Source organism: Paenibacillus sp. MAEPY2 (assembly GCF_000499205.1).
Taxonomy (GTDB): Bacteria; Bacillota; Bacilli; order Paenibacillales; family Paenibacillaceae; genus Paenibacillus; species Paenibacillus vandeheii.
Window position 1 is genome coordinate 128,179 of the sequence record NZ_AWUK01000034.1, and the last position, 13,440, is coordinate 141,618.

Annotated in this window: 11 protein-coding genes; all 11 read right to left on the reverse strand. The window is 48.5% G+C overall.

Annotated features, from left to right (window positions below; translation table 11 throughout):
- Positions 1-121: 121 nt before the first annotated feature.
- The 11 genes from P364_RS0125110 to P364_RS0125165 all read right to left on the reverse strand — a co-directional run bounded on the left by P364_RS0125110 (position 122) and on the right by P364_RS0125165 (position 13,388).
- Positions 122-1,702 (reverse strand): DEAD/DEAH box helicase, encoded by a 1,581-nt coding sequence (locus tag P364_RS0125110; RefSeq protein WP_024632796.1) that lies wholly within the window; start codon positions 1,700-1,702, stop codon positions 122-124.
- A gap of 475 nt (positions 1,703-2,177) precedes the next feature.
- Positions 2,178-3,629: a SulP family inorganic anion transporter gene (locus tag P364_RS0125115; protein WP_024632797.1), complete on the reverse strand. Its 1,452-nt coding sequence runs from the start codon at positions 3,627-3,629 to the stop codon at positions 2,178-2,180.
- A gap of 739 nt (positions 3,630-4,368) precedes the next feature.
- Positions 4,369-6,039, reverse strand: coding sequence for an ABC1 kinase family protein (locus tag P364_RS0125125; protein WP_024632798.1), 1,671 nt, complete (start codon positions 6,037-6,039; stop codon positions 4,369-4,371).
- The gene (locus P364_RS0125130; protein ID WP_024632799.1) at positions 6,040-6,417 is read right to left on the reverse strand and encodes a phasin family protein; all 378 of its coding nucleotides are present in this window, start codon (positions 6,415-6,417) and stop codon (positions 6,040-6,042) included. It abuts the gene before it with no gap.
- Positions 6,418-6,491: 74 nt separating this feature from the next.
- On the reverse strand, positions 6,492-7,130 hold the full coding sequence (locus P364_RS0125135) for a ThuA domain-containing protein (protein WP_024632800.1): 639 nt from the start codon (positions 7,128-7,130) through the stop codon (positions 6,492-6,494).
- A gap of 35 nt (positions 7,131-7,165) precedes the next feature.
- Positions 7,166-7,888 (reverse strand): SDR family oxidoreductase, encoded by a 723-nt coding sequence (locus P364_RS0125140; RefSeq protein ID WP_024632801.1) that lies wholly within the window; start codon positions 7,886-7,888, stop codon positions 7,166-7,168.
- 272 nt (positions 7,889-8,160) lie between these two features.
- The gene (locus tag P364_RS0125145) at positions 8,161-8,997 is read right to left on the reverse strand and encodes a uroporphyrinogen-III synthase (RefSeq protein ID WP_024632802.1); all 837 of its coding nucleotides are present in this window, start codon (positions 8,995-8,997) and stop codon (positions 8,161-8,163) included.
- A gap of 129 nt (positions 8,998-9,126) precedes the next feature.
- Positions 9,127-10,332, reverse strand: coding sequence for a GerAB/ArcD/ProY family transporter (locus P364_RS0125150; RefSeq protein WP_024632803.1), 1,206 nt, complete (start codon positions 10,330-10,332; stop codon positions 9,127-9,129).
- A 54-nt stretch (positions 10,333-10,386) separates the two neighbouring features.
- Positions 10,387-10,608: a hypothetical protein gene (locus P364_RS0125155; protein WP_024632804.1), complete on the reverse strand. Its 222-nt coding sequence runs from the start codon at positions 10,606-10,608 to the stop codon at positions 10,387-10,389.
- On the reverse strand, positions 10,601-11,800 hold the full coding sequence (locus P364_RS0125160; protein WP_029881280.1) for a Ger(x)C family spore germination protein: 1,200 nt from the start codon (positions 11,798-11,800) through the stop codon (positions 10,601-10,603). Before P364_RS0125160 ends, P364_RS0125155 begins: the two co-directional genes overlap by 8 nt.
- A 4-nt stretch (positions 11,801-11,804) precedes the next feature.
- Positions 11,805-13,388, reverse strand: a complete 1,584-nt coding sequence (locus tag P364_RS0125165) for a spore germination protein (RefSeq protein WP_024632806.1) — start codon at positions 13,386-13,388, stop codon at positions 11,805-11,807.
- Positions 13,389-13,440 lie beyond the last annotated feature (52 nt).

The window sequence follows — 13,440 nt, forward strand, 5'->3', positions numbered from 1 at the left end:
TCATTTTTATCATATAAGCTTCGACGCAAAAACACCCCATCCTTAGGTCTAGGATGAGGTGTTTTGATGTTTGGAAAATCTATGACGTTCTTCCAGACTACCCGCTATGAGTTTTTATCTTTTACCGTCCGCGACGAGAATCCCGACGGTCACTCTTGGCCGGACCGCGTCCTGCGGAGTCCGGCCGACCTGCGCGCCCCTGCTTGCTTGGGCCGCCTTCACTACCGCGCCCGGAGCTGCGCTTGTCGGCGCTACGGCCGCCCCAGCCACTGCTGCGCTCATCGCTGCTGCGACCTGCACCGCGCCCGCCTTGACTCGCTGTGCTGCGACTGCTGTCGCTGCTGCGCGCGGAACCACGGCCTGCGCTGCGCTCGTCGCCACTGCGGCCGCTACTACGAGCACCGCTGCGTCCACCTTCACCGCCGCGAGAACCACCACGACCGCCACGTCCGCCTTCACTGCGGCCGGTACGACCTGCGCCGCGACGAGCACTGCCTGTCCCGGCGGAGCGTCCGCCAGAACGTTCTTCATCACCCTGACTGTTGATGGAACGTCTGCTTGCTCCAGTTGAAGCTACCGGACCTTCACTTGTCCACTGGATACGAGACAGCTTCTGATTGGTGCCTTCCTCAATACGAGCAAGCTCTGGTCTGTCATGCTGTGTTGCAAACGTCACGGCAAGGCCCGTGCCGCCAGCACGACCCGTACGTCCAATTCGGTGGATATAGCTTTCCGCATCATGTGGCATATCGTAGTTGAATACATGCGTTACGCCTTCAACATCCAATCCGCGTGCCGCAACATCCGTAGCAACGAGGATTTGCAATTTCGCGTCGCGGAATGCTTTCATTACGTTCTCACGCTTGGATTGAGACAAATCACCATGAAGTTCATCGCTCGCATAACCTGCTTCACGCAGATCTTCATTCAGCTTGGATGCACGGCGCTTGGTCCGGCAGAAAACAATCGCCAGGTACGGGCGATACGTATCAATCATGCCGCGAAGCGCCTCAAGTTTGCCACGATCCGTGCACTCCAGCACCTGCTGACGAATCTGATTGATCGGAATCACAGACTTGGAGGATACCTTCACATCCTCCGGATCTTTCATGTAGTTCTTCGCCAGGTTGCGAATGCCTTTCGGCATCGTTGCCGAGAACAGCATCGTCTGACGTTTGTGTGGCAGTTCACTAAGGATGGTCTCTACATCATCCAGGAAGCCCATGTGCAGCATTTGGTCGGCTTCATCCAACACCAGTTTTTTCACATTGTCCAGCTTCAACGTGCCACGACGCAGATGGTCCAGGAGACGTCCCGGCGTACCAATCACGATCTGTGTACCGTTTTGCAGTTTGCGCAGCTGTTTGTCCACATCTTGTCCGCCGTATACCGCGAGAACATGCAGTTTATCGTCGTTTGCAGTCAGCTTCTTCGCTTCTTCCGTAATTTGCAGCGCCAGCTCACGCGTAGGGGCAATAATCAGCGCTTGCGGCGAGCGGTCGGATACGTTAATTTTCTGAATAATCGGCAGCAAAAAAGCCAGCGTTTTCCCTGTACCCGTCTGCGCCTCAGCAATAATATCGCGCCCACCCAGCAATACCGGAATCGAACGCTCCTGTACCGGAGTCGGCACGGCGATGCCCTGTTGTTTCAGGATCTCGCACCATTCCGGGCGAATGCCCAGTTGTTCAAAGTTTGCCAATCGTTACACCTCTGTATATTCATTTAGATAAGTCCATTTCATAATTGCTTTCACTTGGCTTCAATCAAGACTAGTTTTCCGTATATCAATCATGATTATGAAATGAATTTTTTAAAAAGCAATCGGTCCGTTGCTCTTCTTCTCCATACCCTGTAGTTTACACGTTAGTCAAGCAAAACAAAAGGGGATTGAACGTTACTTTCCTGCATTTGTCCACAATTGTCCCTGATCATTGTGTTTAAAGCGTTAACGAATCATGCACACCTTATACTGTGGTGATGGTACCCTTTAAAATTGTAACGAATTCCAGCCACGTTATTCCAAGCTGATTTAACGAGAAAATGCAGATAATGAAAGAGGCCGTCCCGTCATGATCCTTCATGACTTGCAGGACAGCCCCTTATCATTCATCCATGTGACTAATCTAAATTCATTTATCTACATATTAAGCTCACTTGTTCATCTGTATAAGTTATTAGGAACCGTGCCCTTGTGCCGCGGCAAAACCACTCTTCTCAAGCAAACGGGAGCTTTCCTCGTTCAGTCCGCGCAGATGCACCGTTTTACCCAGCTTCGCATATTTGAATTTCACTTTACCAATGGCAACAACCGCCGTGTTATCCCAAATATGTGAGCCACCAAAATCAATCGTGATCTCCTCCGGGTCTGCCTCGGCATTGAACTCATCGACGAAACGGGAGGATGAACCGAAGAAGAACGGTCCGTGAACCCGATACACCTTCTGCCCTTGTTCCTGATTGGCCTGCACGCGAATCTTCGTTTGTTTCCAGCCAAAATGCAGCACACTGAGCACAACGCCGACCATAACACCAATCGACAGATCATGGGTGTAGACCACAATCGCTACCGTAACGACCATAACAATAGCTTCCGCCCGTGGCACACGCGCAATATTTTTGATGGAGCTCCAGTCAAACGTACCGATGCACACCATAAACATGACGCCTACGAGTGCACCCATCGGCACCTCTTTCACTACACCACTGAGCAATAATAATAATATGGCCAGGAAAGCCCCAGCCGTAAATGTCGATAATCGACCTCGGCCACCAGACTTCACATTAATAACCGACTGTCCGATCATCGCACAGCCACCCATGCCACCGAAAAGGCCATTAACAAAGTTGGCAATCCCCTGACCGCGCACTTCGCGGTTTTTGCTGCTCTTGGTCTCGGTCATTTCATCCACAATCGTTGCAGTCAGCAAAGATTCCAGCAAACCTACCAAAGCCATCGTGAACGAATAAGGCAGCAGAATCATTAGGGTATTAAGGGACCAGTCGATATTGGGCAGATGGAACATTGGCAGGGTACTTGTGAGGTTCCCCATATCACCTACGGTTTTAACATCCAAATTCAACAGCGCCGTTATGATCGTCATGATCACAATAGCAATCAATGGAGCCGGAACGCTTTTGAAAAAACGCGGCAAAATATAAATGATCGCCAGCGTACCCGCTACCATCGCATACATGATCCAATTCGCGCCCGTGAAATGGGTCAGCTGTGCCATAAAGATCAGAATCGCCAGCGCATTCACAAATCCGGTCAGTACCGAGTGGGGCACAAACGTAATAAACCGTCCAACCTTGAAAATCCCCAGAATAAACTGAATGATGCCCGTCAAAATCGTAGCGGCAAACAAGTATTCCACGCCATAATCCTTGACGAGTCCAACCATTAACACCGCCATGGCACCCGTTGCCGCCGAGATCATACCTGGCCTTCCGCCCGCAATCGAGATCACAATGGCAATTGTAATGGAAGCGTACAAGCCGACCATCGGATCAACGCCTGCAATGATGGAGAAGGCAATGGCTTCCGGAATAAGCGCCAGTGCTACCGTAATGCCTGCCAGCACGTCACCGCGAATGTTACCAAACCATTGTTGTTTTAACGTATTCATATGTCTCTTGCCGTTCCTCCTACGTGTATAACTTCAAATTTGTCTTCGCCTGATTTGCAATGGAACGGTTCGTCACTGATCAACCACGACAGACAGCACAAAACAGCGGAATACCCTCCCGCAAAATGAATCTATACGTGCCTGAATTACATGATTTCCCATGATTTAGCTAAGTTATCCGACATCAGGTCGGAACATGTCATTATCCGTTCCAGTGAGCACCACGTTATTCCATTGCTACTTCCAGGTTTCTTGCCTTCGAGACATCGTGAGCCGATCATAATGCCTCTTGGTTTTCCCCTCTCAGAAAAACCGGGTCCGTTAATGTATTGATCTATTATTATAGACATAGAAAGCGATATGTACTAACACAATTAAACTGAAAAATCAGGAGAAAATCTCGTATTTTCTTAAGATTGCGTTATTTTACTCCAAGATACTCTTTCTCAAACAAACTTTTCTCAAAAAATCTGTTGCGACTCGACTCTATCCTTTAGCCTGACGGTTTTTCTTTATAAAAAAAATGACCAGATAAATCATAGCTAAGATTGCTGTAGCTGCTAGACAAACCATTATGGCATTCATGGTTATGGTCCTAGCAATGATATAATACGCAAAAATGCCGGTTAAAAACGATAAAATCAAGTTACTACGCATCCTTTTCAAACAAACCTCACCCTTTCAAAAAAAATAACCCGCAAAGATCCTTTAAAAAGTCTCTTTGCGGGTCTTATTGTTATTAAAATCTTCCTGATTTGAATATCGAATAAAGCAGGAAGGCCACCATCAGAATCGCCACCAGGAATCCAATCTCAATGACCGGAATATCCCACAGCATGGTTGACTGGTGACTGATCGAAGAACCGATGATCAACCCGACCATAATGATACAAAATGCGAGCAGAACAATACTGAAAGACAGCCGATTACTGACCTGGTCCATTCTTCGCATGAGCGCATCCAGTTCAGGGACACTGATCTCCAGCCTTAGCTTGCCTTTGCTAATGATGGAGGAGAGCTGTCTTAGCTGTCCAGGCAGACCCATGACACTCTCAGCCATATCCGCAGCACTGCGGAACAGACGATTCTTGATCCTTCCGGGATTGAAGCGTTCCTTGATCAGCTTTCGACCAAAGGGTTCTGCCATATCCACAATACTCAACGTAGGATCAAGGTGTTCGACGACGCCCTCCATCGTGAGCAGCGATTTGCCCAGCAGCAGAATGTCGGCAGGCATCACAACCCGGTGTCGCTGGGCCACGCCGAACAGGTCATTCAGCGCTTGACCTACGCTAATTTTGGAAAAGGGAATATCGTAGTATTTGCTGCGGAGCTTGTCCAGATCGCTATGAAGCCCACGCAAATCCATATCATCCGGCATCATACCCAGCTTCTCAATCGCCCGGATCATGCTGTCCGTATCCTTGCGCATCAATCCGATAATGAGCGAAGCCAGATGCTGCTTCATCTCATCACTCAGGCTGCCCACCATGCCGAAGTCGATAAAGGCAAGCCGGCCATCCTTCAACACCATCAGATTGCCCGGATGTGGATCAGCATGAAAGAATCCATGAATGAAGATCTGATTCAACAACGAATCCACCAGTCTCTGCGCAATGTTATTCAGATCATGCCCACGTTTAATCAGCTCGTCACGATCATTCAGCTTAATGCCTTCGATGTACTCCATGGTGAGCACACGAGAAGAAGTTTGATCCCAGTAGATCAGCGGTATTTTCACTTTGTTATCCTGCTGATATTGCTGTGCAATCTTTTCCGTATTACGACCCTCGATCGTATAATCAAGCTCGGCCATCAGTGCCTGGGCGTACTCTTCTACCATTTGCGGGATCTGATATTGCTTCACCCAATCCCAGCGCTTCTCCGCCATAGCTGTCAACTCTCGTAAAATATCCAGATCACGCTGAACAATACGCGAAATGCCAGGTCGCTGGATTTTAATGGCTACCGCCTCACCGCTCTGAAGTTTGCCCAGATGCACCTGTCCGATACTAGCCGCAGCCACAGGGGTATCCTCGAACCGGGAAAAGATCTCCTCCAGCGGTGTATCCAATTCCTGTTCCAAAATACCCCGTGCCGTCTCCGAGGAAAACGGCGGGACCTGATCCTGCAGCTTCACGAGTTCGCGGATGACAGACTCCGGCAACAAATCCGCCCTTGTGCTTGCGAGTTGCCCCAGCTTGACGAAAGCCGGCCCCAGCTCCTGCAGCACAAGTCTAATGCGCTCACTCAGTGTTTTGGTAGTGGGTGCCTCACGCGACATCCATCGCCGGGGTATGGCCAGCAACTGGAACAAGCCCAGCTCCTCGACCATATAACCGAAGCCATGACGCACCAGCGCCATGGCAATTTCCCGGTATCTGCCGACATGTTTGATTCGCACAGCCATCTACTCGATCTCGTTTCCTTTGAGAGGAGGAACTTCAAGTGGAGCTGGGGATACATCAGGTTGAAGCTGTGGTGTGTGACCCAGTTCCGCAAGCTTTTTCTCCAGGACGGTAACACGCTGTTCCAAACTGGTTACATCACTCTCGGATGGAACGCCCACTTCCTGAAGGACACGCTTGACCTGTTCGTGAATCATTCTCTTGAACTGGCCCTGCTCTTCATCGCCCCGTTCCATTAGCCGTTCGACCAACGCTTTGGATTCACCGGGCGCAAGTTCCCCGCGCTTGACCAGATCATCCACGGTTTTCTCAATTTTCTCCTTGCTTACAACAGTAAGACCGAGCCCTAACGAGATCGCCTTTTTGAACAAATCGCTCATTCTTGTTATCCTCCTCTTCGTTGATCTCTATAGTATACCCCTTAAATCACCTACTCACAAAAGAGACGGTCCGGCTATACGTAACGCGCAGCCCATTTTCCTGCCTGCAAAATTAACTGACGATAGGTTTCATGTGCAAAAGAAGGTACATGATGTCCCGGCATAAGGTAAACTATGCGTCCAACACCATATCTATGTGCCCAAGCTGCGGGCTTCGGCCCTTCTTCGGATTGATACTCAAGCAGAACCTTCGTTTCGGCAAATGAACCGAATTCGAACTGATAAGGCTCTTCTTCCATTGTAAATCCCGAAATGCCTTCAGTCACCGGATGACTCTCCGCCGTTACTGTGAACTCCAGTGGTGCATATGGTGGATGATGCAGGAATTTGGCACCGACCATCTGCTTCAGCTCATAACGATTTTGGAGCGAAATTCCGTTATGTATGATGACCAGTCCACCACCATTACTAACATAGGACAATAAGCCTGCTGTCTGCTGTGGAGAGACTTTCCCCTTCCAATCGTCCATGTAACAGATACACACATCAAAGCCGGTTATATTTTCTTGCAGCAGCATGTTGCGATTCTCACTGCATTGCACAGTCATAGTATCGTGAAAAATCCGACTGATCTCCGCGTCCACACCTTGCAGCGGATGCCAGTCCGGATGAGTATAATCACCAAGTAATAACGCTTTTTTACGATGATCCATCATTAAAAACTCCTTTCAAATTACCTATAACAGAATTACCAAGGAAGGGTGTCCCCCTTGTAATCTACATACGCGGGCTGATCTCCCCTAAACTCCTTATGGCGATCAATGAGTGCTGTAATATACTGAGCCGATTGATCTGGCGTAAGATCTGCAGCGGTATTCAATTCCCCGCTCATATAACTCTGTACCCAGCCGGGATGAATCAGCATCACCTGCCCACCCTCATCCTTCAGACCATTATGCACCAGGCGGGCCTGCATATTTAGCGCAGATTTGGACATGCAATAGGCAAACCATCCATCTCGGCTGCACTGCTCAATACTGCCTGCCTCCGAAGATATATCGACAATTAGCTTATTTGTCCCTTGAAGAAGGAGGGGCAGCAGGGCATGAGTCACACGCAATGTCCCCAAGGTATTTACATTGAATACTTCTGCCATCTCCGCCATGTTTAACGGTCCGCGGATATGATCCGTAATACTTCCTAGTATAGCCGCATTATTGATAAGCATATCCAAATGCTCTGTATCCAGCTTAAGTGTCTCCGTGAACAAAGCTACAGATAGATCATCCGCAATGTCCAGTTCGATGGCGCGTAAATGTTTCGGATAGGCATCCGTCAGAAGACGAATCCCTTTGGACTCTTCCATGTCCAATCCTGCCGCATAGACGATATAACCTCTCTTCAGCATCTGCGCCGTCAGAGCCAACCCCAGTCCCCGGGCAGCCCCGGTTACACATACGGTTTTCATCATGCTGTCCCTCCCTCGCAAGCTTAATCTGTCTTTAATTCATTCCACATTATTATCCAAAAACCTTTAATTATGAATGGGTACAAGTAACTTCACGACCAAAGTCTCAGGAGAATCCCTATCCATCAGAGTCGTTCAGCTTATATAAAATGCCCTTCGCAGAAACAGGAAACAAAAAAGTTCTGACCCCTATCGTCGGATCAGAACGGAAAACACTTCGTCATCTTAATTACGTTTCATTTAATGTTTCAAAATGAGTATAGGCGAAATCAATATTAAGGCAGAAGCTGAGCCTTGTCCGCAGATCTGGCAGCGTAATAACGCCCCAGTTCAACAATGAGGGCCCCCATCTTCTCATCTTCCGGGACCACAAGCGCCTCAATACCTTCTTCACGCATCGCGTTTGCCGTAACCCTGCCTACCGAAGCGGGCACCACACCTTGACGGAAGGCTTCCTGCATGGGTCCAAGCTTTCCCTTTGACGCCGCATATTCGACCAGAAACCGCACTTGCGGTCCACTTGTAAACGCGACGGCATGCACCTCATGCCGCAAAATTTCATTTAATAGCTGTTCCAGTTCGCCCTCTTCCGGCGGGACGTGGCGATAAGGGAGTACCTGACGAACCTGAGCGCCCTGATCCTCCAGCCATCTGACCAGCTTCGGTGCCGTCTCCCCGTGCAGCTGCAACATTACCTTCTTTCCCGCAAGATCATGAGGTGCGAACTCCCGAATCAACCCGTCTGTGCTGCCATCATCATCCCGCACCAGCGGAGTCAATTTACGCTTTCGCAGTGCATTGACAGTTTTGTACCCTCTTGCAGCAATCATGGAATCCGATAATACGTCCAGCAATTGATCCGCGATTTCCATATCCTCAGCCATATCAAAAATAGCATCCAGTCCCATCCCCGTCGTCAATACCGTCCAGTCTGGCGGGTCCGATATCCAGGATACCAGTCCGTCCCGAATATTACGGTCATCCAGAAAAACAGTTCCCTGTGCAGGTCGGACAAGCGGAATACCGCCCATTTTCTCAACCAGCAAGGACATCTCTTTGGATTTCCGTGGTCCTGTCAGTGCTACGCGTATACCCGCCAAATGTTGAGCCATCTATGTTCCCCCCGTTTATTCAGCCGAATGTCATCAGTCTGACTACAGTATACAGGGTACTTCTTTGAAGGGAAACCGAGTTTCCCCGCTTTTCGGCAGTTCATCTATAACGATTTTTGATGGGATATATCAGGAAGGCTGTAATTCTCCACCCTGTGGTCCTTCACGTTTCCCTTTGTCAGACTCATCTCGTTCCTGAGCTGCTTTTTCTTTTTTATCCTCTTTTGGCTGCTGCTTTTGCTTCTGATTATCCGCTGCCCGTTGATCATTCCTGTCTTTTTTGCGGGGGCGAAGAAACACGAAGAGTATTATGGGAAATAACACCTCGAACACAATCCCAATCCATGTCCACTCCCTTGTAAAACGAAAGAGCTCAATCGCATTTTTAAAAAACCAGAAAGCACATACAAAACCTACCAAAGCCACGGGTCCCGTCATCACTTTACCCGAAACTTTTGGGATCATCCGTTTAAGTCCCCAACAGACAAAGTACAGATCAAACGCAATTTTTGTAATTAACGTAGGTAGAGTTGCCGCTGCCAGTGCAAGATCGAACCGGTCAAGGAAATCACTGATTTGCAGCTGCCTTGCCAGCTCATAGGAAGGATATACTAACCTCGATGCAATCGGTACCCCCACCGCCAGGATCGTTTCGGTGATGATCAGCATCATTAATAAGGCTGCGATCGTAATGCCCCAAAGGACTGATTTAAAACGGAAGTCACTGCCTTTGACTACAAAAGGTATTGCAATCATCTCTCCGAAAAAGGAGAATATGTACCAGCTTCCCTTTCCAACACCAGCAACATCGATGTCAAAATACGGCATGAGATTATCCATGTTTATTTGCTGAATAAGCATGAAAGGCAATATCAACGAATTTAGCAGAAACAACGTAACATACAGCTCAGACATGCCAATTAAGGATCCTAGCCCTCCCCTTACGATAAAAACAGCCATCACTAACAGGGATACTACAATGATAGATAGAGGCGTTGTTTCTAGCAGTGTGATACTTACGTAATCACCGATGAGACGGATATCACGGGCAAATATAAAGAGAAAAAACAGGATGTACAGCAAGCCTGTCACACGCCCCAAAAAAGGAAAACGTCCCACCAGCGATTCAAACAGATCCTGATCGGGGAATCGGCGCTGAACACGGCTTAACATCCAAAGTGATGTTACCATGACAAAAAACACAGGGATGTAGGATAAATAAGCATGCTGTTCAGCATAGTAAATGGCTTGCGCATGGGGCTGAATCAACGTACCTGTAATACTGAGCAGCATGATGAGCAGCACCAACTGACGACCGGTCACTCCCTGATTCATGCAATACCTCCTTTCTATCTTATCTTTCAAGCTTCGAAATTTGTTGAAGTAACCTTAAGGTAACGGCAGCCAACGCTGAATCAAATGGGTAAGCCATGTAGTGACAAAGACTGTTTTGCTCAAATGCGTTACATAAAACCAAATCCCGGCGCTGATTACGATCAGACCGTAGGATAACCAGCGATTAATGGCCGCTGCCTGCTTCAAATGTTTGAAATCCATAATAATTACGGCAGCGACTACACCCAAATATGTGAACAGCAGCGGCTTAATCATGGACGATATCCTCCTCAGGCAATCCAAACGGTTTGTTGATAACCCCTACATTTTCAATAACAATATGTGGCTCCACACTAACTTTCACATCCGGATAAATGTCATCCCAGCGATCCTTTAACTTGTCCCACTCTTTGGGCAATTGCTGATGAATGGAGCGACCCAAACCCAAAATATCGGCAGGATATTTTTTCTGAATCAGCCTTACCCCATCCAGAATGTCATCTTGGATTTTCTGATGTATTGCTTGATTCAGGTTCTTAATCTCTTGCTCTCGCAGGTCGCCGTAGTTCGACTCGTTGTCTACAACAACTCCCTTGGCATACAGTTTAATCGTCACCGATACTTTTCCATTTTTGATATGAGGGTGCAATGAGGAGTTGTTTTCGTTCAGTTTAATAAAAATATCACCACTCCCTCGAGGAGCCTTGACCATAATTTCAGGCTCGTTAGCTTCACCCATAGCCAGTATAAGTGCACCAGCAGGCTCTTTTTCAATCATGCCTATCAGTTTGTCCTTCTTAAAAATAGCGATTCCATCCAACTTGATGTTCGTCTTAACGTCCTTCCAGTTGCCCGGCACATTGTCAACTGTCGTGGCAACAGGTAGAAACGGCTCCACCCCTTCGGAAAGAATCGCATCCGTAAAGGTCTTGAGAGTACGCGGTTTGCGCATATTCAGGAAGCACAATTCCCGCACCATTTCGGAAGGAAACTTCTCAATTGGTGCATCGGTATCCAGTACCTTGTATGCCGGGCCTTTGGTGATAATCGGCAGAGCAGAGAAACGGTTTAACGGGTAACGTGTAAGCAAATCCAGCATAGGAGCAACACCATCACGGGCAAGCGCTTCTCCAATCAGCATGGTACGTCGATGTGCATAATAAAGCTCACGAGAGAGTGCCTTTTGGCTTTCAATAGACGTTCCACGCAGAGTTTTGGCCGTATTGGATAACATGAACCAGGATTTGTCACCACTTGTGCCCCCACCACCACCTTCACTTCCAGAGGAACCAGACTGACCGGGAAGGGCAATTTGCAGACTGGTTCTGTAATTATCCTCTTCCTTATCGATAGCCAGACCAATGACAAAAGCGATATCATTAATCTCCTTCCGATCCCAGCAACCTGATATAAAAATAGTACATAGGAGCATGATGGCCACAGCATGCCGTTTGTGGATAAAGAACATGTGTTTACCACCCCTCCTCAGCATCAGGTGAGCCATTAATTTTCTCATTCATACGCTTCTGGTCACGGTGCACCGTTGAGGGACGATGGATCATGTTCCACCAAGGTGTACGAATAACAATATCCTTGGTATCCGTTTTACTGTACGGACTGAGACCGGACAGATAAGGCACACCGAAGGAAGTCATTTGTGTCAAATGCACCGAGATCAACACCAGTCCGAACACAATGCCATACAAGCCAAGCGCCCCGGCAAGCAGCATGATGGGAAAACGCAGCAAACGAACCGTAATGGCAAAATTAAAGCGAGGGATCGTAAACGAAGCAATCCCTGTCATGGATACGATAATAACCATGGGAGCAGAGACGATTCCCGCTTGAACAGCTGCCTGTCCAATGACAAGAGCCCCCAGAATACTGACGGCCTGACCTACCGTTTTGGGCAATCGGACCCCCGCTTCTCGTAAAGCCTCGAAGGACAGCTCCATAATGAGGGCTTCGACCAGTGCTGGGAATGGAATGGCCTCCCTTGCCCCCGCAATACTCAGGATCAGTGTTGTTGGTAACATATCCTGATGGAACGTTGTAATCGCGATATAAAGCGCAGGCAGGAATAACGCGATGGCAACAAACAAAAATCGAATCCACCGCACCAGATTACTGATAAAGAACCGTTCGTAATAATCCTCACTGGCCTGAAGCATCTGCCACATGGTCACCGGGGCAATAAGGGCAAATGGGCTGCCATCTACAAAAATAGCAAATCGGCCTTCCAACAGGTTGCCTGCTACTGTATCCGGACGTTCGGTATAATGCATCTGCGGAAAAGGGGAATACGGATGATCTTCAATAAGCTCCTCGATATACCCCGTTTCCAGAATGCCGTCGATTTTAATTTTATTGAGACGTTTTTTGACATCCTTAATCAGCTTGGGATCGGCAATGTCATCGATGTAGGTCAGCACTACATTGGTTTTGGTCTCAGTCCCAATCGTCATGCTTAACATCTTAAGCGCAGGTGTTTTGAGCTTGAAACGAAGCAGAGCTGTGTTCACACGCAATGTCTCGGTGAACCCCTCGCGTGGCCCGCGAATAACCGATTCCGTCTGGGGCTCCTCGACACCACGCCGCACGCCGCCCTTGACGTTGAAAAGCCAGGCCTCCTTGCTCCCGTTGATTAACAACAGCGCGGAAGATTCCAGCACTCCATCCGCTGCGGCTGCCCAGGAATCCACTTTTTTCACCTGCGACAAGGCGATTCGTGTGTCATCGAGAGGAGCAACAGGCTCATCGGTTCGTTGCTCAATCAGGCCGCGAATCAGAGGACGGAGCATATGCTCCTGAATATCTGCTGAATTCACGATACCTTCGATGTACACCAGCAGTCCTTCCACTTCAGGTGTAATCTTGACATTGCGGAATATGACATCCGAACAATCCGAGAAAATGTCTTCCAGTGCCAGCATATGGCTTTCATGTGAGAGGCCTATCGGCTGCCGCAAAATAGGGGGAGACGGCAGCCCCAAAGGGACATGCTTCTTTTTCCCCGAATCCCGTGAACCATCTTTCCCTGATGTTTTATCCGCCATATGCCGCCCTCCGTTCCTGTTTTTTATACAAGGTAGCTTGTGCCAGATCCCA